Annotated in this window: 24 protein-coding genes; 14 read left to right on the top strand and 10 right to left on the bottom strand. The window is 71.6% G+C overall.

What is annotated here, in order from left to right:
* Positions 1 to 141: 141 nt before the first annotated feature.
* Positions 142 to 870 carry a 16S rRNA (uracil(1498)-N(3))-methyltransferase gene (locus LPA41_RS19870; protein WP_229072147.1) on the top strand — a complete coding sequence of 243 codons (729 nt, stop codon included), beginning with the start codon at positions 142 to 144 and terminating at the stop codon, positions 868 to 870.
* A 236-nt stretch (positions 871 to 1,106) separates the two neighbouring features.
* Here the strand turns inward: LPA41_RS19870 and LPA41_RS19875 are convergent, their stop codons facing one another.
* Positions 1,107 to 3,518, bottom strand: coding sequence for a beta-glucosidase (locus LPA41_RS19875; protein ID WP_229072148.1), 2,412 nt, complete (start codon positions 3,516 to 3,518; stop codon positions 1,107 to 1,109).
* A gap of 69 nt (positions 3,519 to 3,587) precedes the next feature.
* On the opposite strand from LPA41_RS19875, the gene LPA41_RS19880 reads away from it, so the two are divergent.
* From LPA41_RS19880 to LPA41_RS19915, 8 genes are all read left to right on the top strand, one after another.
* Complete coding sequence (locus LPA41_RS19880; protein WP_229072149.1) at positions 3,588 to 3,932, top strand: HIT domain-containing protein; 345 nt, start codon at positions 3,588 to 3,590, stop codon at positions 3,930 to 3,932.
* 68 nt (positions 3,933 to 4,000) lie between these two features.
* Complete coding sequence (locus LPA41_RS19885) at positions 4,001 to 5,449, top strand: serine hydrolase domain-containing protein (protein ID WP_255690006.1); 1,449 nt, start codon at positions 4,001 to 4,003, stop codon at positions 5,447 to 5,449.
* A 171-nt stretch (positions 5,450 to 5,620) separates the two neighbouring features.
* Positions 5,621 to 6,697, top strand: a complete 1,077-nt coding sequence (locus LPA41_RS19890; protein WP_229072151.1) for a PhoH family protein — start codon at positions 5,621 to 5,623, stop codon at positions 6,695 to 6,697.
* A 24-nt stretch (positions 6,698 to 6,721) separates the two neighbouring features.
* Positions 6,722 to 7,192 (top strand): rRNA maturation RNase YbeY, encoded by a 471-nt coding sequence (ybeY, locus tag LPA41_RS19895; protein ID WP_014441299.1) that lies wholly within the window; start codon positions 6,722 to 6,724, stop codon positions 7,190 to 7,192.
* 2 nt (positions 7,193 to 7,194) lie between these two features.
* Positions 7,195 to 8,565 carry a hemolysin family protein gene (locus LPA41_RS19900; RefSeq protein ID WP_229072152.1) on the top strand — a complete coding sequence of 457 codons (1,371 nt, stop codon included), beginning with the start codon at positions 7,195 to 7,197 and terminating at the stop codon, positions 8,563 to 8,565.
* Positions 8,558 to 8,938: a cytidine deaminase gene (locus LPA41_RS19905; protein WP_229072153.1), complete on the top strand. Its 381-nt coding sequence runs from the start codon at positions 8,558 to 8,560 to the stop codon at positions 8,936 to 8,938. Before LPA41_RS19900 ends, LPA41_RS19905 begins: the two co-directional genes overlap by 8 nt.
* A 470-nt stretch (positions 8,939 to 9,408) precedes the next feature.
* Positions 9,409 to 10,338, top strand: a complete 930-nt coding sequence (gene era, locus LPA41_RS19910; RefSeq protein WP_229072341.1) for a GTPase Era — start codon at positions 9,409 to 9,411, stop codon at positions 10,336 to 10,338.
* A gap of 83 nt (positions 10,339 to 10,421) precedes the next feature.
* Positions 10,422 to 11,504: an acyltransferase family protein gene (locus tag LPA41_RS19915; protein ID WP_229072154.1), complete on the top strand. Its 1,083-nt coding sequence runs from the start codon at positions 10,422 to 10,424 to the stop codon at positions 11,502 to 11,504.
* On the opposite strand, the gene LPA41_RS19920 is transcribed toward LPA41_RS19915, so the two are convergent.
* Positions 11,463 to 12,227 carry a DUF4097 family beta strand repeat-containing protein gene (locus LPA41_RS19920; protein ID WP_229072155.1) on the bottom strand — a complete coding sequence of 255 codons (765 nt, stop codon included), beginning with the start codon at positions 12,225 to 12,227 and terminating at the stop codon, positions 11,463 to 11,465. The genes LPA41_RS19915 and LPA41_RS19920 overlap by 42 nt on opposite strands.
* Before the next feature lie 163 nt (positions 12,228 to 12,390).
* Between LPA41_RS19920 and recO the strand changes: the two genes are divergently transcribed.
* Both recO and LPA41_RS19930 read left to right on the top strand, forming a co-directional pair.
* A complete protein-coding gene (gene recO, locus LPA41_RS19925; protein ID WP_229072156.1) occupies positions 12,391 to 13,167 on the top strand; it encodes a DNA repair protein RecO in 777 nt (258 codons plus the stop codon).
* Complete coding sequence (locus LPA41_RS19930; protein WP_229072157.1) at positions 13,164 to 13,946, top strand: isoprenyl transferase; 783 nt, start codon at positions 13,164 to 13,166, stop codon at positions 13,944 to 13,946. The genes recO and LPA41_RS19930 overlap by 4 nt, the downstream gene beginning before the upstream one ends.
* Here LPA41_RS19930 and LPA41_RS19935 read toward each other — a convergent pair.
* Together LPA41_RS19935 and LPA41_RS19940 are read right to left on the bottom strand one after the other, a co-directional pair.
* A complete protein-coding gene (locus tag LPA41_RS19935; protein ID WP_229072158.1) occupies positions 13,933 to 14,619 on the bottom strand; it encodes an HAD family hydrolase in 687 nt (228 codons plus the stop codon). The genes LPA41_RS19930 and LPA41_RS19935 overlap by 14 nt on opposite strands.
* Complete coding sequence (locus tag LPA41_RS19940) at positions 14,616 to 14,909, bottom strand: MTH1187 family thiamine-binding protein (RefSeq protein WP_229072159.1); 294 nt, start codon at positions 14,907 to 14,909, stop codon at positions 14,616 to 14,618. Before LPA41_RS19940 ends, LPA41_RS19935 begins: the two co-directional genes overlap by 4 nt.
* 180 nt (positions 14,910 to 15,089) lie before the next feature.
* On the opposite strand from LPA41_RS19940, the gene LPA41_RS19945 reads away from it, so the two are divergent.
* Genes LPA41_RS19945 through LPA41_RS19955 form a run of 3 tightly spaced genes read left to right on the top strand, consistent with a single transcriptional unit; the run spans position 15,090 to position 15,939 of the window.
* Positions 15,090 to 15,308: a DUF2191 domain-containing protein gene (locus tag LPA41_RS19945; protein ID WP_229072160.1), complete on the top strand. Its 219-nt coding sequence runs from the start codon at positions 15,090 to 15,092 to the stop codon at positions 15,306 to 15,308.
* Complete coding sequence (locus LPA41_RS19950; RefSeq protein WP_229072161.1) at positions 15,305 to 15,727, top strand: PIN domain nuclease; 423 nt, start codon at positions 15,305 to 15,307, stop codon at positions 15,725 to 15,727. Before LPA41_RS19945 ends, LPA41_RS19950 begins: the two co-directional genes overlap by 4 nt.
* A 23-nt stretch (positions 15,728 to 15,750) precedes the next feature.
* Entirely contained in the window at positions 15,751 to 15,939 is a 189-nt protein-coding gene (locus LPA41_RS19955; RefSeq protein WP_229072162.1) for a DUF2191 domain-containing protein, read from the top strand.
* Here LPA41_RS19955 and LPA41_RS19960 read toward each other — a convergent pair.
* The 6 genes from LPA41_RS19960 to LPA41_RS19985 form a co-directional block, all read right to left on the bottom strand.
* The gene (locus tag LPA41_RS19960; RefSeq protein WP_229072163.1) at positions 15,927 to 16,301 is read right to left on the bottom strand and encodes a PH domain-containing protein; all 375 of its coding nucleotides are present in this window, start codon (positions 16,299 to 16,301) and stop codon (positions 15,927 to 15,929) included. The two genes, LPA41_RS19955 and LPA41_RS19960, sit on opposite strands and share 13 nt — an antisense overlap.
* Positions 16,302 to 16,328: 27 nt before the next feature.
* Positions 16,329 to 17,258: a 5,10-methylenetetrahydrofolate reductase gene (locus tag LPA41_RS19965; RefSeq protein ID WP_229072164.1), complete on the bottom strand. Its 930-nt coding sequence runs from the start codon at positions 17,256 to 17,258 to the stop codon at positions 16,329 to 16,331.
* A 25-nt stretch (positions 17,259 to 17,283) separates the two neighbouring features.
* Positions 17,284 to 17,796 (bottom strand): hypothetical protein, encoded by a 513-nt coding sequence (locus LPA41_RS19970; RefSeq protein WP_229072165.1) that lies wholly within the window; start codon positions 17,794 to 17,796, stop codon positions 17,284 to 17,286.
* Positions 17,793 to 19,502 (bottom strand): PHP domain-containing protein, encoded by a 1,710-nt coding sequence (locus LPA41_RS19975; protein WP_229072166.1) that lies wholly within the window; start codon positions 19,500 to 19,502, stop codon positions 17,793 to 17,795. Before LPA41_RS19975 ends, LPA41_RS19970 begins: the two co-directional genes overlap by 4 nt.
* Positions 19,503 to 19,676: 174 nt before the next feature.
* Entirely contained in the window at positions 19,677 to 20,480 is an 804-nt protein-coding gene (locus tag LPA41_RS19980) for an energy-coupling factor transporter transmembrane protein EcfT (protein ID WP_229072167.1), read from the bottom strand.
* Positions 20,477 to 21,907: an ABC transporter ATP-binding protein gene (locus tag LPA41_RS19985; protein ID WP_229072168.1), complete on the bottom strand. Its 1,431-nt coding sequence runs from the start codon at positions 21,905 to 21,907 to the stop codon at positions 20,477 to 20,479. The genes LPA41_RS19980 and LPA41_RS19985 overlap by 4 nt, the downstream gene beginning before the upstream one ends.
* Between the last annotated feature and the right edge of the window lies 1 nt (position 21,908).

The following is a 21,908-nucleotide window of genomic DNA, read 5'->3' on the forward strand; positions in this document are numbered from 1 at the left end:
CGTGGTGGGGCGCAATGAGGGCCGGGCTGGGCGGTGATCGTGGTGCGGCGCGGTGGGGGCCGGCTGGGGTCGATCTCGAAGGTGATGGGGTGGGCGCAGCGGTGGCGTGGGGGTGGCTGCGGGCTGGGGTAGCGTGCGGGAGTGTCTGCGCCGCTGTTCCTTGTCGAGAGTTTGCCCGCCGGGACGTCGTACACCCTGGACGGGCCGGAAGGGCACCACGCCGCCACCGTGCAGCGGCTCCGGGTCGGTGAGGCGCTGATCCTCGCGGACGGCCGGGGCGGTGCGGCGAAGGCCGAGGTCACCGCCGTGGGCCGGGGCAGCGTGGACGTCGTGGTCGGTGAGCGGAGCGGCACGCCGGCCGCCGACCCCCGCCTGGTCGTGGTGCAGGGCATCGCCAAGGGCGACCGGGGCGAGCTGGCCGTGCAGGCGATGACCGAGACCGGCGTGGACGAGATCGTGCCGTGGGCGGCCTCCCGCTCGGTGGCGCAGTGGCGCGGCGAGCGGGGGTTCAAGGCCCGCGACAAGTGGGCGGCCACCGCGCGCGAGGCCACGAAGCAGGCGCGCCGGTCGTGGCTGCCGGTGATCGCCGGTGACCCGGACTGCTCCACGAAGCAGGTGGCGGCGCGGCTGGACGGCGCGGCGGCGGCGTTCGTGCTGCACGAGGAGGCGACGGAGCGGCTGACCACGGTGACGCTGCCGGAATCCGGGGAGATCGTGCTGGTGGTCGGCCCCGAGGGTGGGATCAGCGACGCCGAGCTGGAGTCGTTCGGCGCGGCGGTGCCGGTGCGGCTGGGTGCGGCGGTGCTGCGTACGTCCACCGCCGGAGTCGCGGCCCTGGCCGTCCTGTCCACCCGCCTCGGCCGCTGGTAATTCCCCGCCGCCTGGGCCGCTCGGGGCCGCTGTACGTCCCGCCGGCGCCGCTGGGAAGTCCTCAACCCGCGGGCGCCGCTGGCAAGTCCTCCACCCATCCGCGCCGCTGGCAAGTCCTCCATCCGGCTCCGGCTGCTGGGGGAGTCCTTCACCCGCCCCGGTCGTTGGTGAGTCGCCGGAGCGGGCCGGCCCGGTGAGCTGAGCCGGCACGCTCAACTCACCGGGGCGCGGGAGCGTCAGGCGGGCACGATCAGCTCGGTCGTGCTGCGGGGGTCGTCCAGAGCGTGCGCCGCGATCACCGTGTAGGTGCCGGGCACGGTGCGCCAGCCGTCGTCCCAGATCTGGAAGGCACGTTCCGGCAGTGGCACCCGCACTGTGACCGTCTCGCCGGGAGCGGCCGACACCGAGGCGAAACCGGCCAGCCAGCGTTCCGGCCGCTCGACCGGGGAGACCGGGGAGACCGCGGAGACCGGGGAGTCGCCGGCCGACAGGTAGACCTGGACGATTTCGCGCCCGTCCCGCTCGCCGGTGTTGGTGACGGTCAGGTGCGCTTCTGGTCCGGTGACCGTGAGGTCCCCGTACGCCCAGGTCGTGTAACCCAAGCCGTGACCGAAAGCGAACAGTGGGCTGGCCGCCGAGCGCAACCACGCCCGGTAGCCGATGAAGATATCCTCGTCGTAACCGAGGGTGCCGTCCACCGGCCGGACGTCGAGGACTGGGCAGTCCTCTTCGCGCCGCGGCCAGGTGGTGGGCAGGCGCCCGCCCGGTTCGGCGACGCCCAGCAGCACGTCGGCCAGGGCAGCGCCCGCCTCCTGGCCGGGGAACCAGGTGAGCAGGACCGCGGCCACCTCGTCCGACCAGGGCAGCAGCACCGGGGAGCCGGCGTTGACGACGACCACGGTGCGCGGGTTGGCGGCGGCGACCCGGCTGACGAGTTCGTCCTGGCGGCCGGGCAGGGCCAGGGAGGTGCGGTCGAAACCTTCCGATTCGACCTGTTCGGTGGTGCCGACGACGACGACCGCGACGTCGGACCGGGCGGCCAGTTCGACCGCTTCGGCGATCAGGCCGTCCTCGTCCGGGCCGGGCGGGCGGTGACCGAGCGTGGTGGCGACGGAGTGTGCCGAACCCGGCTCGAAGGTCTGCCGCAGCACCACCGGCACTGTCACACCGGCTTCCAGCGTGACCGGGAAACGCTGTTCACGCGGGTGCAGGAGCAGGTCGGCGCGGCCGGTGCCGGGCGGGTGCAGGGAACCCTGGTAGATCTGCTGGCCGCCGACGGTGAGTTCGAACGCGCCGAACCCGGAGATCGCGAGCAGGTGCTCGCCGCTCGTCGTGGGTGTCAGCGACGTGTGCAGCACCAGGCTGGTGACGGTGGCGACGTCGCAGCCACCGGGCAGGTCGCCGATCCAGCGGACCGTCGCCGTCTCCACCGCGAAGTCGTATCCCTGCAGGTCGAGGCGGAACGGTGCCCACTCCGGGCCCTGCGCGGGCGGCAGGAAGGGCCGCGGGTCGGCGCCGATCGCGTAGGGCACGTCGACGCCCGGCAGGTCGCGGCGGATGCCGTCGAGCGGCGAGATCACGTGCGGCGGGGTGACCTGGGCGCTGCCGCCGCCGAGCACCCGGGCGTCGGTGGCGAGCGCCCCGATGACCGCGACCCGGTTCAGGTCGCCGGCGGTGAGCGGCAGCAGGCCGTCGTTGCGGGCCAGCACGAACGACCGGACCGCGACGTCGTGGGCGACGGCGGCACCGTCCTCGTCGAGCGGGGCGTCCGGCACGCCGGCACCGTCGATCGAGCCGCCGAGCGCCCCGGTCCGGGCGGCGAGCCGCAGCACCCGCCGTACCTTGTCGTCGATCAGTTCCTCGGCCACCTTGCCGTCCCGGACGGCGGCGACCAGTTTCGGTCCCCACGGGTTGTCCATGGCGGGCATCGCGATGTCCAGCCCGCCGGTCGCGGCGGTCACTGTGTCGCGGGCGGCCCGCCAGTCGGAGACGACCGCGCCGTCGAAGCCCCACTCCCGCTTGAGGATGTCCTCCTGGATCGTCCCGTTGGCCGCCATCGGCGCGCCGTTGACCCCGTTGTACGCGCTCATCACGCCCCACCCGCCGGCGGCCGCGACCCGTTCGAACGGTGCCAGGTAGAGCTCCCGCAGCGCCCGCGGCGGTATCCGCACGTCCACGGTCATCCGCTCGGTCTCGAAGTCGTTGCCGACGAGGTGCTTGACCGTGGTGCCGACGCCGTGGCTCTGCACGCCCGCCACGAATCCGACCGCGATCTCGCCGGTGAGCAGCGGATCCTCCGAGTAGCACTCGAAGTGCCGGCCGCCGAGCGGGGTGCGGTGCAGGTTGACCGTGGGGCCGAGCAGCACGTGCACGCCCTTGCGGCGCGATTCCTGGCCGAGCAGCCGGCCGGCCCGTTCGGCGAGCGCCACGTCCCAGGTCGCGGCGAGCGCGGTCGGGCTGGGCAGGGCGATCGACGGGTCGTCCGGCGCGTAGCCGGTGCCGCGCACCCCGACCGGTCCGTCGGACATCACCAGCGAGGTCAGGCCGATCCGGGGGATCGCAGGCAGGGACCAGAAGTCCTGACCGGTGATCAGGGACACCTTCTCCTCGAGGGTCAGTTGCCCGAGCAGATGGTCTAAATCGGTCATGAGAGCGCTCCCACTAAAAGCAATGATGATCCGCCGACCATTCAATCGTCAACGCATAGGATCCGACAGGTGGAAAACTGCCTCTTCTGCCGCATCGTCGCGGGCGAGATCCCGGCGACCGTCGTGCACCGCACCGAGACCACCGTCGCGTTCCGCGACATCGACCCGAAGGCGCCGACCCACGTGCTGGTCATCCCGGTGGCGCACCACGCCGACGTGGTCGCCCTGGCCGCCGACCCGGCCGCCGCCGCCGACGTGCTGGCCGCCGCGGCAGCGGTCGCCGAGCAGGAGGGCCTCACCGGCGGATTCCGGTTGATCTTCAACACCGGCCCGCACGCCGGTCAGGAGGTCTTCCACGTCCACGCGCACGTCCTCGGCGGCGAACCGCTGGGCCCGATGCTGGCCGGCAAGTGAAGCCGGACACCGGCGGGCAGACGGCGCCCGGCACTGGCGGGCAGATGGCGCCCGACGGCGGGGGGCAGATGGCGCCCGACGGCGGCGGGCAGGTGCGGCTGGACACCGGCCGGCAGCTGAGCGCCGCGCCCACCCCCCGCTACGAGCGGACCGCCCGCCGGGCCCAGGCGGACGGCCGCATCCCGGCCCTGTCGGTGGCGCTGCACCGCGCCGACCGCGAGCCCTGGGTCTTCACCGTCGGCGAGTCCGGCAACGCCGCGCATCCGCTCACCCCCGGCACCCGGTTCCGGATCGGCTCGGTCACCAAGACGTTCACCGCGGTGCTCGTCATGCAGGCCCGGGACGAGGGACTGCTCGACCTGGACGCGCCGGTCTCGGCGTACCTCGGCGTGCCCGCGCACGGCGACGCCACGGTGCGTCGGCTGCTCTCGCACACGGCCGGCTTCCAGCGGGAACCGCACGGCGACATCTGGGACACCCTGGTCAGCCCGGACGCGGCCCGGCTCGTCGCCGAACTCGACCGGGCCGAGCGGGTGCTGCCGAACGCGCGCCGCTTCCACTACTCCAACCTCGGCCTCGCCGTCCTCGGGCAGGTCGTCGCGAAACTTCGTGGCGGCACCTGGGACGAGATCGTCGCCGAGCGCGTCCTGGTCCCGCTCGGCCTGGCGGCCACGACGGTGGCGACCCCGCCGGAGGCCGCTGTCGGTTACGTCGTGGACGCGTACTCCGACGCCGCCCGCCCGGAGCCGCCGATCGAGCTGGCCGGGGTCGCGCCCGCCGCGCAGCTGTGGAGCACCGCCGGCGACATGGCGAAGTGGGCCGCGTTCCTGAGCAGCCCGGAGGTCGTCGACCCGGACGGCCGCGTGCTCGCCGCCGCCTCGGTCGACGAGATGCGCTGGCCGCTGACCACGACCGACGAGGCGCTCTGGGGTGCCGGTTTCGGTCTCGGCCTGATCCTGATGCCGGAGGGGCGGCGGGTGGTGCACGTCGGCCACGACGGCGCGATGCCGGGCTTCCTGGCCGGCGTCTACGGCCGGCGCGGCGGCGAGGGCAACCCGGGCGCGCTGGGTTGTGCCGTGCTCGGCTCCTCCGGCACCGCCGGCCAGGTCAACGAGCTGGTGCACGAGCTGCTGCGGCTCACCGTGGAACTGGACCCGGCCGAGATCCGGCCGTGGCGGATCGCCCCGCCCGCGCCCCGGGCCTACCGCTCGGTGCTCGGCCGCTGGTGGAGCGAGGGCTCCGAGTTCGTCTTCGCCTGGCACGACGGGCAGCTGCAGGCTCGTCTCGCCGAGGCGCCCGCCGACCGGCCGCCGGCGATCTTCCAGGTGTTGCCGGACCGGCCGGACGTGCTGCGGACGGTCTCCGGCCGGGAGACCGGCGAGCTGCTGCGACTCACCCGCGACGACGCCGGCGAGGTGGTCCGGATGCACTGGGCGACCTATCGCTTCCGCCGATTCCAGGACGGCTTCGACGGCGGCCCGGCCTCCGCCGGCCCGGAGCCGGCGCCCGGCGACTGACCCGCCGCCGGGCGGCCCCGCGCCGGGCGGGTGACGCGCGGGCGAGCCGGGCGATAATGGCATCGGCGGGGGCGCGGGGGAGCGGATAGGATGGCACGATCCTTGAGCACGCCGTCCAGCGGGGACGACGCAGAGAAAGAGAGCAGGTGCGGAGGCCCTCTGGGCCGCCCTATGACCGGTACGCCGAACTCCTCCAGCACGGGCTCGTCCAGCCCGGTGCGGGCGCAGACCAAGATCTCGGTGAACGACTCGAAGATCATGGTGAACCTGCTCGGCGCCAAGGACGAGATCCTCCGCCTCCTCGAGCGGTCTCTCACCAGCGACGTCCACGTCCGCGGTAACGAGATCACCATCACCGGGGAACCCGCCGACAACGCCATCGCCGAGCGTCTCTTCTCCGAGCTCATCGAGCTCATCGAGAAGGGCGAGACGCTCAGCGTCGACGCGGTCCGCCGGACCCTCGACATGATCGAGACCAACACCACCGAGCGCCCGGCCGAGGTGCTCACCCTCAACATCCTGTCCCGGCGCGGGCGCACCATCCGGCCCAAGACGCTGGGCCAGAAGCGCTACGTCGACGCCATCGACGAGAACACCATCGTCTTCGGGATCGGCCCCGCCGGCACCGGTAAGACGTATCTCGCCATGGCGAAGGCGGTGCAGGCGCTCCAGGCCAAGGAGATCAGCCGGATCATCCTGACCCGGCCGGCGGTCGAGGCCGGTGAGCGGCTCGGCTTCCTGCCGGGCACGCTGACCGAGAAGATCGATCCTTACCTGCGCCCGCTGTACGACGCGCTGCACGACATGCTCGACCCGGAGTCGATCCCGCGGCTGATGGCCGCCGGGACGATCGAGGTCGCGCCGCTGGCGTACATGCGTGGCCGTACGCTCAACAACGCCTTCATCATTCTCGACGAGGCGCAGAACACCACGCCCGAGCAGATGAAGATGTTCCTGACCAGGCTCGGTTTCGGTGCCAAGATCGTGGTGACCGGTGACGTCACCCAGGTCGACCTGCCGGGTGGCACCTCCAGCGGCCTCAAGGTGGTGCGGGAGATCCTGCGCGGCGTCGAGGACGTGCACTTCGCGGAGCTGTCCAGCTCCGACGTGGTGCGGCACCGCCTGGTCGCGGAGATCGTCGACGCTTACGCGCGATACGACGCCGACCAGGAAGAACAGGCAGCACAATCCGTCCACGCCGTGCCGGGCCGGGCCGCCACCGGCGGTCGTCCCAGCCGCCGGCGCTGATTCACAAGGGGTAATCGCACCGCTATGTCCATCGAGATCGCCAACGAGTCGGGAGTCGAGGTCGACACCGACGCGATCCTCGCGGTTGCCCGGCACGCCCTGGACGAGATGGGTGTCAACCCGCTCGCCGAGCTGTCCATCCTGCTCGTCGACATCGACTACATGGCCGAGCTCAACCATCGCTGGATGGGCAGCGACGGCCCGACCGACGTGCTGGCCTTCCCGATGGACGAGGGCAGCGTCGACCACGGCCCCGGCGAGTCCGGGGTCGGCGAGCCGGCGCTGCTCGGCGACATCGTGCTGGCACCGGAGGTGGCCGCGAAACAGGCGGCCGTCGCCGGTCACTCGGCCGCCGACGAGCTGCACCTGCTGACCGTGCACGGTGCCCTGCACCTGCTCGGTTACGACCACGCCGAGCCGGACGAGGAGCGCGAGATGTTCGCCCTCCAGAACAAGCTCCTGCAGAGCTGGCGCGCCACTCGCAAGGCCGGCTGACCATGGAGCCCGCCTCTCTGCTGGCAGCGCCCGCCTCGGCCGGCCTGCCTGACCTGCAACTGATCATTTTCGCGGTGGGCCTGGTGCTGCTGGCCGGCCTGGCGTCGATGACCGACGCCGCGCTGGCCACGGTCAGCCAGGCCCGGGCCGCGGAGCTGGAACGCGAGGGGCGGCGCGGCGCGACCGCGCTGGCCGCCGTGGCCGGTGACGTGGTCCGCTACGTCAACCTGCTCCTGCTGCTCCGGCTGCTCTGCGAACTGACGGCGACCACCCTGGTGGCGCTCGTCGCGGTGGACACCTGGGGTGTCGGCTGGCAGGCGGCGCTCGTCGCGGCCGGCACGATGACGCTCGTCAGCTTCGTGGTGATCGGGGTGGCGCCGCGGACCGTCGGGCGTCAGCACGCCTACGCGGTGGGCCGGGCGACGGCGCCGCTGGTGCGGTGGCTGGGCAAGGTGCTCAACCCGCTGGCCCAGCTGCTGATCCTGATCGGCAACGCGGTGACCCCCGGCAAGGGCTTCCCGGAGGGGCCGTTCGGCAGCCAGGTGGAGCTGCGGGAGCTGGTCGACCTGGCGGAGCAGCGCGGCGTGGTCGAGCACGGCGAGCGCGAGATGATCCATTCGGTGTTCGCGCTGGGTGACACGATCGCCCGCGAGGTGATGGTGCCGCGCACCGACATGGTGTGGATCGAGGCGCCGAAATCGCTCCAGCAGGCGCTCTACCTCTTCCTGCGCTCCGGGTTCTCCCGGATCCCGGTGATCGGCGAGAGCGTCGACGACGTGCTGGGCGTGCTCTATCTGAAAGACGTGATCCGCCGGACCCAGAACGGCGATCCGGCGGCGGCCGCGCAGGCGGTGGCGGACGCGATGCGGCCCGCGACCTACGTGCCGGAGTCGAAACCGGTGGACGATCTGCTCTCCGAGATGCAGGCGGCCCGCATCCACCTGGTGATCGTCGTGGACGAGTACGGCGGCACCGCCGGCCTGGTCACCATCGAGGACATCCTCGAGGAGATCGTTGGCGAGATCACCGACGAGTACGACGTGGAACGCCCGCCCATCGAGCACCTGGCGGACGGCGCGGTGCGGGTGGCCGCCCGGCTGCCGATCGAGGACCTGGGCGACGTGTTCGGCGTGGAGCTGCCCACCGACGAGGTGGAGACGGTCGGCGGCCTGCTCGCGCAGACGCTGGGCCGGGTGCCCATCCCCGGTGCCGCCGTCGACGTGGGCGGGTTGCACCTGGTCGCCGAGGGCACCGCCGGCCGGCGGAACCGGATCGACTCGGTGCTGGTCTGCCCGGTGCAGCCGGAGCCGGACGCCGAGAACAACGACGAGAACGCCAACGACACCGAGGAAAGACAACCAGCAGATGCCTGAGCAGACCTTCGCCGCTTCTCCCGTGCCTGGCACGGACGGCACCCCCCTGAGCGCCGAGGACGCCAAGCTGGTCACCCTGGCGCGCAGCGCGCGTGCCCGGGTGGGCGCGGTCGAGGGCGCGGCGGTACGCGACCAGGACGGCCGCACCTACGCGGCGGCCTCGGTCGCGCTGCCCAGCCTCGCGCTGACCGCGCTCCAGGTCGCGGTGGCCCAGGCGGTGGCCTCCGGTGCGACGAAACTGGAGGCGGCCGCGGTGGTGACCGAGTCGTCGACGCTGGACGGGGCCGGGCAGGCCGCGGTGCGTGACCTGGCGGCCGGTGCGCCGATCCACGTGGCCGGCACCGACGGTTCTCTCCTCGGCACGGTCCAGTGACGTCCCCCGAGCCGGAGAAGTCCCGGCAGCCGGACGAGCGGCGGCTCAGCGCGGGCGAGCGCAACGAGCGCCGCCGGCAGGAACGCCGGATGGCGAAACGCCAGGAGCCGGGCGGGAACAAGCCGGGCGCGGTCCGTGGGGCCGGTTCCGGCGGGCGTGCCGGGCGGGCTTCGGGCTCGGCGGGTACGGGTGACCGCAAGCCCCGCCGGGACTGGACGCCGAGCGGGCCGGCCGGCGATCGCAAGCCCCGCCGGGACGGTGCGGCTGGTGGACCGGCCGGTGACGGCAAGCCTCGCCGCGACGGTGCTCCGGGTGCGCCCGTGGGTGACCGCAAGCCTCGCCGCGACGGTGCTCCGGGTGCGCCCGTGGGTGACGGCAAGCTTCGCCGGGACGGTGCGGTGGGTGCGCCCGTGGGTGACGGTGGGTCCGGTCGGGACGTGACGGCCGGTGAGCGTACCGGTAAGTCCGGAATGCGCCGCGTGCACCGGCACAAGGCCGCGCGTTCCGACAAGCGCGCGGACGGCGTCTATCGCGCGGGTTTCGCGTGTTTCGTGGGCCGGCCCAATGCCGGCAAGTCGACGCTGACGAATGCGATAGTCGGTCAGAAGATCGCGATCACGTCGAACAAGCCGCAGACCACCCGGCACGTGATCCGCGGCATCCTGCACCGGCCGGACTCGCAGCTGGTGCTCGTGGACACGCCGGGTCTGCACCGGCCGCGCACGCTGCTCGGCGAGCGGCTCAACGACCTGGTCCGCGAGACGTGGAGCGAGGTCGACGTGATCGGCATCTGCTTCCCCGCGGACGAGCCGATCGGTCGTGGTGACCGGTTCATCTCCTCGGAGATGAGCGAGCTGAAGGCCACCGTGATCGCGGTGGTCACCAAGGTCGACCTGGTGAGCCCGCAGGTCCTGGCCGAGCGGCTGCTCGCGGTCGCCCAGCTCTATGACTTCGCGGAGATCATCCCGGTCAGCGCGGTCTCCGGGCACCAGGTGGAGATCCTCACCGACGTGATGGTCAAGTACCTGCCGGAGTCGCCGCAGCTCTACCCGGACGACGTGCTCACCGACGAACCGGAGCAGGTGCTGATCGCCGAGCTGATCCGGGAGGCGGCGCTCGAGGGTGTGCGCGACGAACTGCCGCACTCGATCGCGGTGCTGGTCGAGGAGATGCAGGTCGAAGGGCGGACCACCAAAATCTATGCGGATCTGTACGTGGAACGGCCCAGTCAGAAGTCGATCGTGATCGGGACCCGGGGCGAGCGATTGAAGCAGGTCGGTTCGCAGGCGCGGGTGCAGATCGAGGAGCTTCTCGGTACCAAGGTTTACCTGGATCTTCACGTGCGGGTCGCCAAGGAATGGCAGCGGGATCCGAAGCAGCTTCGTAAGCTGGGATTTTGAATCGATAATTAGACATTTCCTGACTATGGGATAATTCACCGGGATTTGCGCTATTCGGCCGAACGCGGGTAACACCTTCGGTCATGCGGAACCGGTACCTGGATCTGTTGCGCGCCGCCGCGACCGTGCGGGTGGTCGTCTACCACCTCACCGGCTGGGCGGCGCTCACCGTGATCTTCCCGGCGATGTCGGTGATGTTCGCGCTCGCCGGCTCCCTGATGGCGGCGTCGCTCGATCGGTTCGGTGTGTGGGCCGTCGAGCGGCGCCTGCGACGGCTGCTGCCCTCGCTCTGGGTGCTCTGCCTGGTGATCGCGGTGCCGGCGATGCTGCTCACCGGGACCCCGTTCGACGTACACCTGCTGCTCTGGGGTTTTCCGCTCGTCGACCCCGAGGCCACCGGCTGGTGGATGCAGTCGCTGAGTCATGCCTGGTACCTGCGCGACTTCCTGTGGTTCGTCCTGCTGTCGCCGTTGGTGTTGCCGCTGTTCCGCAGGTTCCCGCTGATCTCGATCCTGGTGCCCTATGCCGCGCTGGCCGTCGTCGAGCTCGCCCGCCTCACGGTGCCGCCGGTGCCGCGGGACCTGGCCCTCTACGGCGGCGCCTGGCTGCTCGGTTTCGCGCACCACGACGGCCACCTGCGCAGGCTCGGCCGCAAGCGGCTCGTCACGCTGGCCGCCGCCCTCGCCGTGCCGGCTGCGGCCTGGGTGATCACCCATCCGGGTCCGCGGGGGTACGACCTCAACGACATCCCGCTCGGCAACGCGCTCTGGTCGGCCGCGTTCATCCTGGTGGCCCTCGGGTCGTCCCCGATGGTCCGCGAGCACCGGGTGCTGACCGTCCTGAACGCGCGGGCGCTCACCATCTACCTCTGGCACATCCCGGTGATCGTGGCGGTGACCCAGGCCGGCGAGGCGCATGGGTTGCCGGTGAGCGGCTGGGTGGGCATCTCGTGGCGTACGGCGGTGGTCTGCGTCCTGCTCGGGGTGGTGCTGGCGCTCGTCGGCTGGGTCGAGGACGTGGCCGCCGGCCGGCGACCGCAGCTGCTGCCGGGCCAGCGGATGCCGATCCCGGTCTCGCCGGCACCCGCCCCGGGCGCGATCCCCGCCGGCCCCGCCGGTTCTCCCTCAGCCGGTCGTCACGAAGAGGTCGCCGCTTCGCGTGCGTAGGTCGAGCACGTGCGTCGCCTTCGCGTCGTTGGCCAGGTTCTCCACCATCACGTCGCCGCCGCCCGCCTCCGTCTTCACCCGGTAGGCGCCGTCCGGAACCGTCAGGTTGAGGTCGCCGCTCTGCACCGACGCGGTCACCGAGGCGGGGACGTCGAGCACCAGGCTCATGTCACCGGAGGTGGCGCGTGCCTCGATCGGGCCGGCGATGTCGTCCGCCCTGATGTCACCGGAGGTCAGTTCGACGGTCAGCGACGGCGCGCCCGTCACCGACATGTCGCCGGACGTCGCCTCGATCGCGACCGGGCCGGTGGCCCGCTCCACCAGGATGTCGCCCGAGGTCATCTTCAGATCGACGGCACCGACGCCGGTCAGGCCCATGTCGCCGGAGCGCACGTCGCCCTTGACGGCGACACCCGCCGGCGCGGTGATCTCGTAGCTGACGTGACAGTTGCGGCCGCAGTCGGTCGAGATGTCGAGCGTCGAGCCGGAGAGCGAGTAGGACGGCCCGGGATCGGTGCTGCCCCGGATCACCCGCCGGATCGAGGTCTCCGTCGTGTCGGCCGTGTTGATCAGCACGTCACCGCCACCGCCCCGCAGCACGATGTCGGTGATCTTCGCCTTCTCGGTGTCCTCGAAAGTCATCCGGGCGCCGACCACACCGTCACAGCCGGCCAGGGCGATCATCGAGGCGGCGGCGAGGACGAGAGCAACTTTTCGGCTCATGCTGTGCCTTCCGTCAGGCGTGCCCGGCCGGGGTGCCGCTCGGTGCAGTCGGTCATGCCCCTGACGCTATTTCCGCCGGCACTCGCGCACCACCGGTCCCGTCCCGGAGGCGACCCTGAGATCCGGGTCAGGGTTTGTCGTAGGCACCGGGCAGAATGGCGGGGTGCCTGCCGGATACCGACGCCAGCTCTACCGCGACGACGCGGTGGTCCTGCGTGTGCAGAAACTCGGCGAGAGCGACCGCATCGTCACCCTGCTGACCCGGCGGCACGGCCGGTTGCGTGCCGTCGCCCGCGGCGTGCGGCGCACCTCGTCGCGCTTCGGTGCCCGGCTCGAGCCGTTCGGCCACATCGACCTCCAGCTCGCCGGCTCGCCGGAGGGGGTGGGCAGCTCGCTGCACTCGGTGAGCCAGGTCGAGGCGGTCTCCCTCTTCGGCAAGAACTTCCTCACCGACTACCCGCGATACACCGCGGCCAGCGCGATCTGCGAGACCGCCGAGCGGCTCACCCCGGTGGAGCGCGAGCCCGCGCTGCGGCTGTTCCAGCTGACCCTCGGCGCGTTCAAGGCCCTCGCCGCCGGTGAGCACGCCGGCAGCCTGGTGCTCGACGCCTACCTGCTGCGCGCCATGGCCTTCGGCGGCTGGGCGCCGGCGGTCGACGAGTGCGCGGTCTGCGGCACCCCCGGCCGGCACGCCGCTTTCGCCGTCCCGGCCGGCGGCGCGGTCTGCCCCGACTGCCGTCCGCCCGGTGCGGCACACCCCAGCCCGGCGACCCTCGGCCTGATGTCGGCCCTGACCAGCGGTGACTGGGCAGTCGCGGACGCCTCCGAGACGCCGGTGCGCCGGGAGTGCAGCGGCCTGGTCGCCGCCCACCTGCAATGGCACATGGAGCGGGCGCTGCGCTCGCTCCCGCTTGTCGATCGACGGGAGTTGAACCCTTGAGCCCGCGTCCGCCCACCCCACACATCTCCGGTGCGAGGCCACCAAAACTGCCGGCCGCCGCGCTGCCGAAGCATGTGGCGATAGTCATGGACGGCAACGGCCGCTGGGCCAAGGAGCGCGGGCTCTCCCGCACCAAGGGACACGAGCAGGGGGAGCACTCGCTGTTCGACACCATCGAGGGCGCCATCGAGCTGGGCATTCCGTACCTGTCGGCCTACGCCTTCTCCACCGAGAACTGGAAGCGCTCGCCCGAGGAGGTGCGCTTCCTGATGGGGTTCAACCGCGACGTCATCCGGCGCCGCCGTGACCAGCTGGTCGACCTCGGTGTGCGGGTGGTCTGGTCCGGCCGGGCCGGCCGGCTCTGGAAGAGCGTGATCTCCGAGCTGCAGACCGCCGAGGAGATGAGCCGGAAGAACTCGACGCTCACCCTTCAGTTCTGCGTCAACTACGGCGGCCAGGCGGAGATCGCGGATGCCGCGGCCGCCATCGCGCGCGACGTGGCGGCGGGCAAGCTCAAGGCTGACAAGGTCAACGAGAAGACCATCGCCCGCTACCTCTACCACCCGGAGATCCCCGAGGTGGACATGTTCCTGCGGCCCTCCGGCGAGCAGCGCACCTCCAACTTCCTGCTCTGGCAGTCGGCGTACGCGGAGATGGTCTACCTGGACACCCTCTGGCCCGACTTCGACCGCCGCCACCTGTGGTACGCGTGCGAGCTCTACGCGCAGCGTGACCGCCGGTTCGGCGGCGCCCTGCCGAACCCGGTCAGCCCGACGTAAGGGCCCGGACCGCGGCCTCGGCGTCACTCAGGTCGGTCAGCACGGTGTGCGCCCCGGCGGCGGCCAGCTCGGCCGCCGGGGTCGCGCCGGTCGCGACCGCGACCACGGCGGCGCCGTTGGCCAGGGCCGCCGTCACGTCGTTCACCGTGTCACCGACGACGACCGGGCGGAACCGCTCACCGTACTTCGCCTCCGCCCGCGCCAAGCTCCGCTTCACCAGGGTGGCCCGGACACTGTCGTCGGTGCCGTACCCGCCGACCTCGAAGTCGAAGTCGTCGGCCAGCCCGAACGCGGCGACCTTGAGCCGGGCCACCTGCGGGATGTTGCCGGTGACCAGAGTCTGCACGATCCCCGGGTCGGTGCCGAGATGGGTGAGCACCTCACGGACGCCCGGCATGAGCGCGCCCTGCTCGGCGAACTCGTGCCCGGCCTGCTCGACCAGCTCCACATATCGCGCGAAGAAGCGCTCCGGGGTGCAGTCCGTCACGCCGTGCGTGGCGAAGACCTCGGCGCAGATGTCCAGGTCGGTGCGCCCGCCGAAGACCGGGGTCTCCCGCCAGCCCACCCCGGTGACCTCGGTGAACGCCGCCTTCCACGACCGGGCCGCCACCCCGCCACCGCGCAGCAGCGTGTAGTCGATGTCCCACATGACCAGCAGCCGCGGAACTCTCACTGCCCGAGAACCCGCTCGATGTGCTCCACTTTCGCGGTGAGCGCGCCGGTCACGCCGGGCCGGACGTCGGCCTTCAACGACAGGCTGACCCGGGGCGCGACCGCGGCGACGGCGTCCACGGCCTGCTTCACGACCGCCATCACCTCGTCCCACTCGCCCTCGATCGTGGTGAACATGGCGTCGGTCCGGTTCGGCAGGCCGGAGGCGCGAACCACGCGGACAGCCTCGGCGACGGCGTCCCCGACGGAGTCGCCGGCGCCCAGGGGCGTGACGGAGAAGGCTACGAGCATGCCCTCATCCTCTCAGGCCGAAGCCTTGAGTCGATCTATGCACGGGACTAATCTAGTCGCATAACAACTAGGCGCGAGTTGGCAAGCTGGGCTGGTCGCGCTGGCTGGGCTGGGCTGGTCGGGCTGGCTGGGCTGGTCGGGCTGAACTCCGCCGCATGAGAGCACGGGGATAGTGGCTGCATGGGAGACGTGATGGTGAAGAGCCTGGTCGATCTGGACGCCGAGGCGCTTATCGACGCGTCCGAGCACCTCGGCACCTCCGGGTGGGGGGATACCGTCAACGCCGCGCTGCGTGAGATCGCGGTGATCCACCGGCGGCGCGAGGCTCTGGCTCAGCTCACCGCGCTAGCGCGGACGGGTCAGTTCGACGAGTTGCTCGAGAAGAAGCGCCGGCCGTGACCACGAAGTATCTGATCGACACCAGCGCCTTCATGCGGCTCCTGTGCGAGCCGGCCGTCCAGTCGGCATGGCTCGACCAGATCGACGCAGGTGTGCTGGGGGTCTGCCCGCTCACCGAGCTGGAGATCCTCTTCACCGCGAGATCCAAGGTCGACCGCGGCGAACTGGAGGCCGCGATCAGGGGGTCGTGCGCCTGGCTGACGGTTCCGGACCGGGCGTTCGACCGTGCCCTGTCCGTGCAGAAGGACCTGACGGATCGCGGGGCGCACCGCTCCGCCGGGCCGGTCGACCTCGTGGTCGCCGCGACCGCCGAGCATCACCGGACCACGATCTTGCACTACGACAGAGATTTCGAGCAGGTGGCAGCGGTGACGGGTCAGGCGGCCCGATGGGTGGCGGATCCGGGTTCCGTCGACTGAACGCCGTGCGGAGAGGAATTCGAATGATCAAGAGGGCTATCGAAGTCGATCAGGCCGCGCTGGCTGTGGCTGCCGGTCTGCTCGGCACCGCGGGGGAGGAGGAGACAGTGAATGCCGCCCTGCGCGAGATCGCCGCTCTCCGCCGGAGACTGCTCAGCTTCGACGAGAAGGCGGCGGAGGCCGGTGGATCCGCTGCTGCTCAGAGGACGTAATTGGCGATCATCTGGCTCAGCTGGCGGATGTCGACGTTGCGCTTGAACTCGAGGCGGACCTTGCCGAGGCCGCTGTACCAGAGGTCGAGCTCGGTGTCCCGGTCCAGGCTGCCGGCGGTCTCCACCGAGAAGGCCTGAATCTTGCTGTACGGCAGCGACGTGAAATCGGTCTTCGACCCGGTGATGCCCTGCACGTTCGCGGCGATGAGGCGCTTGTTGGTGAAGACGACGAAGTCGCGGACCGATTTGAACGTGTAGAAGACCTGCTCGCCCTGGATCAGGAACGGGGCGACCTGGGGGATCACCTCCTGCGGGTCGCAGGGGTTGAGCTTGAACACGGAACCGTTGGAGAAGTCGATCACGCACTGACCCTAGCCGCGGCGGTGGCCCTAGCCGCGGCCGCGGCGGTGGCTGAGGAGGCCGGCGATCTCGGCGGCCAGGTCGGTGGTGGCTTCGATCTCGGTTCGGCGGATGGAGACGTTTTCGATGTTGAAGCCGTACGGGATGCCCAGGTGTTCGCAGAAGTCGATGAGGTCGCGGGCGATCGCGACGCACTGGCGGTAGGACTCGGTCAGGGGGTCCTCGGCGTGGCGCAGGGAGTTCTGCAGCCAGCGGGGGACGTCGACGCCCAGCCAGCCCAGGAACTCCAGGGTCTTCAAGGAGCCGCACAGGGACAGCGTGAAGATGACCGTGCGGGGTTCGACGCTCTTGGCGCGGCAGGCGTAGTAGTAGTCGGAGAGCAGGTTCTTCGTCTCGTTGACGTGGTAGACGACCTGGGAGACGAAGAAGGCGGCACCCCGGTCCTGTTTGGCAAGCATGCGCAGGTGCTCGTCCGGGCGTTCGCCGATCACCACGGCGCCCAACGGCAGGTCGGGGCGCACCTGGGTGCGCAGTGCCTGTGCCCGGCGCAGGTCGGTGCGGACCGCTTTGCCGCCGGAGGAGGCGCCCACGAAGACGCTGAGGACCCGGTCGTCGACGCCGGTCATCCAGTCCCGCAGCTCGTCCTCGGTGTACTTGCCGACGCAGCGGTAGATGATCACCGGCTGGTGCCAGTCGCTCAGGTGGTCGGCGTAGTAGCGGGCCGGGTCGAGGGTTTCCAGGTAGGGGAAGGGCCGCTCGTCCGGGTTGCGGTCCGACTCGTCGTCGATGTCGTAGATGATCAGGCCGTCGAGGTCGAGACCGCTGAGCCGGTCCAGGGTGACCTTGGCGATCTCGCGGACCCGGTCGTCGGGGGTGCTGCGCCGCGGCGGCGTGATGCTGAAGAGCAGCACGCCGCTGCGGGTGTCGGCCAGCAGTTGTCGCAAACGGGGACGAGACATGCCCCCAACAGTAGGGATGTGCCGGTCAGTGATCGGCACAACAGGGGGTGGGATCCCGCCTTTCGAACGGGATCAGCCGCCCACCGGCCGCCGGGGTGGTGACCAGCACCAGTTCGCCGGCCCGGAACTGCGGGCGGACGAAGTCACCGGTCTCGACCACGGTGTCCGGTTGAGCCGGCCCGCCGCCCAGCACCTCGACCCGGGAGATGGAGCTGCGCTGCAGGATCTCGCTGACGGTCAGTTCGCCGGTCAGCCGTTCGACGCCGGGGAACCGCACGGCCCGGCCGGACTGCCCGGCCGCCGCTGCCCGCGCGGCCGGTTCGAGGGCCGGGTCGCTCGGGAACGAGGCGTCGGTGAGCAGGCTGATCGCCACGTGCGGATGCGGCTCGGCGACCAGGTGCGTGCAGGCCAGCACCGGCGCCGGGGTCAGCGCCCCGATCCAGTGGTCGGCCTCGGCCAGGGTGGTGTGACCCAGGCTGAGGCCGACGATCCGGGCGGCGCCGGCCGCCGGAGCGGCCGGCGCGACGGAGGAAGTCATCGGGGCAGAACCCAGATGGGGTTGGTGTAGAACCACAGGTCGCCCCACGGGTCGGCGGCGCCGGCCACGTCGAGCTGGGGACCGTACGGGTCGACCGAGGCGCCCATCAGACCCGGCTGGGTGCGGTTGCCGTCGGTGCCGCGGACCCGCAGGTAGAACGGCTTGTCGAGCCGGCCCAGCGAGTACGTGAACGACACCTTGCCGCTGGTCCGGGAAACCTCGAACGACTTCACGACCCGGGTGTTCGGGGTGGTGAAGGTGTCCCGGTCGCCGACCGGGCCGGTGACCGTGCCGACGATCACGTCGACCCGCTTGAGGGCCGGGACGAAACCGGCCCAGTTCGGGATGTCCTGCAGGTCGATCTCGAGGGTCAGCTCGGTCGAGGTGCCCCGCTTGACCTGGAGGACACCGCCGAGGGGGGTTCCGGTGAAGCCGCGGCGGTCACCGGCGACCCGGACCCGGGCGTCCAGGCCCTTGATCAGCCGGCCGTGGTCGACCCAGACGCGCCCGGCGCGCAGGCCGTCGACGACCGCCTTGTAGCCGAACGACGACGCGCCCACGTTGGTCCGGCCGTAGAAGCCGGGCCAGAAGTCGCCGGCCTGGGTGTTGATCGAGCCGTTGTAGACCGGGTCGTTGTACTTGCCGTTGGCGTTGAAGTCGCTGCCCGGGCCACGTTCGGTCTGGTCGAGGTAGTTGACGTGGCTGTCCGAGTTGACGGTGATCCACCACGCCTTGCCCTCGGCGAGCAGGCTGTCCCAGAGACCACCGACGGTCGAGGTCATCCAGTCGAAGCCACCCCAGGTGCGGTAGCTCTCCAGCGGGTAGCCGGGGAACGAGGCGGCCGACGGGTTGTTGTCGTAGTAGCCGCGGGCGCCGCCCCGGCCGTTCGGGGCGGGGATGCCGGCGGCCTGGTGACCGGGCGCGCCCTCGAAGCCGACGGCGACGCTGGGGTCGGCGTCCCGCCAGCCACGGATCTCGTGCGGGGAGTCGATGCCGCGGCGGGCCGGGTGGTTCGCGAAGAAGAGCGCGCCGTCGATCTTGCGCTTGCGGACCTGCTCGCCGAGGAACTTGATGCCGGCGATGGCCAGCGCCTCGTTCTGGGCGGCCGTGTTCGTCGACGGGGCGAACGTGCCGTCGTACGCGTTCTCGAACTGCTTGAGAACCGAGACCTCGTTCTTGCTGGGCGTGACGAACACGGTCGCGTGCTCGGCGGCCGGGATGTTCCACTCCAGGCCCTGGAAAGTGAGCAGCCCCTTGAGCTCCTCACGGGTCTTCACGATGTCCGGGTTGACCTTCTCCACACCGATCTTGGCGTGGGCGGCGCTGCCGTGGTCGGTGATGACGATCCAGTCGAGGCCGTACGCGTGGCCCTTCTGCGCCTGGTCGAGCACCCGGTACTGGGCGTCGGAGCTGTACTGCGTGTGGATGTGGTGGTCACCACTCAGCCACTGGAAGCCGCCTTTGCCCGTTCCGCCGCCCACCGGGCCGTGCGTGTGCGACAGGCCGGCCGCCTCGGCGGCACCGGGGCGGGCCAGCACGGAAGCGGCTGCGCCGGCACCGAGCAGGCCCGCGCCGAGCAGGAAGCGGCGCCGGGACCGGTCGCCGGGGGAGAGTTCGGTTTCCGGAACGCTGAGGTCGAGGGCCTCCGGCAGATCCCCGCCGGAGGTGTCCATGTCGTGGTGCGAGTGGTCGTGGCCGTGACCCATGTCGGTGAACTCCTACGAGGAAACGTGCAGTGGAGATCACCCTGGTCCGGTCAGGACAACTTCGGCTGTCGCACTCGTGACGCCGAAGCGAACGATCAACCGACGATCGGACGGGCGGCGAGCGGGGCGGCGGGCGGCAAAGAGCCGGGCGGCGGGCGGCGAAGAGCCGGCCGGTCAGCCGACGATCGGGCGGAAGAAGCCCAGCAGCACCGAGAGGGTCAGGATCGTGGCGGAGGCGATCACGGCGGTGACGACCAGGGCGGTGTCGGCGCCGGTGAAGTGCTGCCGTCGCGCGTACGTCCGCGGGATACCGGAGTCGAAGCCGCGCGCGTCCATCGCGACGGCCAGCCGCACACCGCGCCGCAACGCCCCGACCAGCAGCGCGAACGCGGTGGAGACGAAGAGCCGCAGCTTGGCGGCGGGGTTGCGCCCGGCGTCGACGCCGCGGGCCCGCCGGGCGAGGGTGAGCGCGCGCCATTCCTGACCGAGCAGCGGGAGCAGCCGGAACGCGGCGAGGGCGCCGATCGCGAACCGGGCCGGCGCCTTCGCGTTCTGCACCAGCGCGTCGGCCAGGTCGGTGGGGTCGGTGGTGGCGAAGACGATGATGCCGGGCAGGGCCACCGCGAAGATGCGCAGGATCAGCCCGGCGGCGGTGGCCACGACGCCGCTCGTCACGTCGAACGGCCCGAGCGAGAAGTACAGGGTGCCGCTGCGGTCGGCGGCGAACAGGGTCATCGCGACGAGGACGCCGGCGGCGGCGAGCAGCAGCGGTGCGGCCCGGCGCAGCAGGACGCCGAACCGGACACCGAAGAGCGGTAGCAGCGCCAGTTCCAGGACGAGGGCGACGGCCGGCGCGAACGGGTCCACCGTGGAGATCAGCGGCAGGGAGAAGAGCAGCGCGGCGGCCAGCTTGGCGACCGGGTTGCGCCGGGCGAGGGGTGCGGACGGGTCGGCGATGGGTTCGAGGGCGAGGGTCACGGCCGGACCCTCCGGGGCAGCGGTTCCGGGTCCGGCTCGCCCAGACCGATGGCGCGATCGGCGAGGGTACGCACGAACGCCTCGTCGTGGGTGACCGCGAGGATCCCGTGCCCGGCGTCGCGCAACTCCGCGAGCAGGGTGATCAGTTCCAGCCACGTGCGGCGGTCCTGGCCGAACGTCGGCTCGTCCAGCACGAGCAGCCGGGGCGCGGTGGCGAGAGCCGTGGCGACGCTGAGGCGCCGGGCCTCACCGCCGGAGAGGGTGTACGGGTTCGCCCCGGCCAGCTTCGTCAGGCGCAGCCGCTCCAGCAGGTCGTCGACGATCCGCCGGGTCTCGGCGGGGGAGCGGCCGATCCGGCGTGGCCCGAGCGCCAGTTCGTCGGCGACCCGGCCGGTGACGAACTGGTGTTCCGGGTTCTGGAAGACGGACCCGATCCGCTGGGTGAGGGTGGTGGCCCGCCAGCGGTGCGGCGGCCGCTTGTCGCCGAACGCCTCGATCCGCCCGGAGTCCGGTGCCAGCAGGCCGCCCAGCAGCAGCGCGAGCGTCGACTTGCCGGCGCCGTTGGGCCCGGTCACGGCGAGCACCTCACTGTCGCCCACAGCGATCGAAACCGGTCGGAGCCGGCCACGGACGGCGACGTGCTCCGCTCGTACCAGATGGTCTGTGGGCCTGGTCGTGGCCCGGACCGCCGGGAAGCTGAAACCGGGCACCCAGACCCCGTCCGCCGCCAGTCGGTCGCCATAGGCCGCGAAGATCACTTCGGGCGCGCCGTCGGCGCGCACCCCGCCGCCCGGCTCCAGCACCACCACCCGGTCCACCAGCGGCAGCGCCTCGGCCACCCGGTGCTCCACAATGATCATCGTGGTCTCCGGGCCGATGGCCTGGCCGACCGCCTCCCGGATCAGGGTGGCGCCGGGCGGGTCGAGGTTCGCGGTGGGTTCGTCGAGCAGCAGCAGCCCGGGCCGCAGGGCGAGGACCCCGGCGAGCGCCAGGCGCTGCGCCTCGCCGCCGGAGAGCGCGGCGGTGGAGCGATTGATCGGGTACGGGAAGCCGACCCGATCCAGCACGTCACTCACCCGTGGCCAGATCTCACCGGCCGGCACGCCCCGGTTCTCCAGGCCGAACGCCACGTCGTCGCCGCTGCGAGCCATCACCAGCTGGGTCTGCGGGTCCTGGAAGACGACGCCGGTCCGTTCGCGCGCCTTGGCCGGCTCCAGCCCGTCGATCTCGATGACGCCCTCGGCCTCGCCGGAATCGTCCGGCAGCAGACCGGCGAGCGCGGCGAGCAGGGTGCTCTTGCCGGCGCCGGAGGGACCGAGCAGCAGCACCCGTTCGCCGTGCCGGACGTGCAGGTCCAGCCCGCGGACCGCCCAGGCGCGGCGCCCGGCGTGCCGCCACCCGAACCCGCTGAACCGAACCTCGCTCACG

The organism is Actinoplanes sp. DH11 (assembly GCF_020873875.1).
In the GTDB taxonomy this organism is placed as follows: domain Bacteria; phylum Actinomycetota; class Actinomycetes; order Mycobacteriales; family Micromonosporaceae; genus Actinoplanes.

Excerpts from the sequence above, each read along its gene's own strand:
- LPA41_RS19875 (WP_229072148.1), bottom strand. The coding sequence starts at position 3,518 with ATGACCGATTTAGACCATCTGCTCGGGCAACTGACCCTCGAGGAGAAG.
- LPA41_RS19885 (WP_255690006.1), top strand. The coding sequence starts at position 4,001 with ATGGCGCCCGACGGCGGCGGGCAGGTGCGGCTGGACACCGGCCGGCAG.
- LPA41_RS19890 (WP_229072151.1), top strand. The coding sequence starts at position 5,621 with ATGACCGGTACGCCGAACTCCTCCAGCACGGGCTCGTCCAGCCCGGTG.
- ybeY (WP_014441299.1), top strand. The coding sequence starts at position 6,722 with ATGTCCATCGAGATCGCCAACGAGTCGGGAGTCGAGGTCGACACCGAC.
- LPA41_RS19900 (WP_229072152.1), top strand. The coding sequence starts at position 7,195 with ATGGAGCCCGCCTCTCTGCTGGCAGCGCCCGCCTCGGCCGGCCTGCCT.
- LPA41_RS19905 (WP_229072153.1), top strand. The coding sequence starts at position 8,558 with ATGCCTGAGCAGACCTTCGCCGCTTCTCCCGTGCCTGGCACGGACGGC.
- era (WP_229072341.1), top strand. The coding sequence starts at position 9,409 with ATGCGCCGCGTGCACCGGCACAAGGCCGCGCGTTCCGACAAGCGCGCG.
- LPA41_RS19915 (WP_229072154.1), top strand. The coding sequence starts at position 10,422 with ATGCGGAACCGGTACCTGGATCTGTTGCGCGCCGCCGCGACCGTGCGG.
- LPA41_RS19920 (WP_229072155.1), bottom strand. The coding sequence starts at position 12,227 with ATGAGCCGAAAAGTTGCTCTCGTCCTCGCCGCCGCCTCGATGATCGCC.
- LPA41_RS19940 (WP_229072159.1), bottom strand. The coding sequence starts at position 14,909 with ATGCTCGTAGCCTTCTCCGTCACGCCCCTGGGCGCCGGCGACTCCGTC.
- LPA41_RS19945 (WP_229072160.1), top strand. The coding sequence starts at position 15,090 with ATGGGAGACGTGATGGTGAAGAGCCTGGTCGATCTGGACGCCGAGGCG.
- LPA41_RS19955 (WP_229072162.1), top strand. The coding sequence starts at position 15,751 with ATGATCAAGAGGGCTATCGAAGTCGATCAGGCCGCGCTGGCTGTGGCT.
- LPA41_RS19965 (WP_229072164.1), bottom strand. The coding sequence starts at position 17,258 with ATGTCTCGTCCCCGTTTGCGACAACTGCTGGCCGACACCCGCAGCGGC.
- LPA41_RS19970 (WP_229072165.1), bottom strand. The coding sequence starts at position 17,796 with ATGACTTCCTCCGTCGCGCCGGCCGCTCCGGCGGCCGGCGCCGCCCGG.
- LPA41_RS19975 (WP_229072166.1), bottom strand. The coding sequence starts at position 19,502 with ATGGGTCACGGCCACGACCACTCGCACCACGACATGGACACCTCCGGC.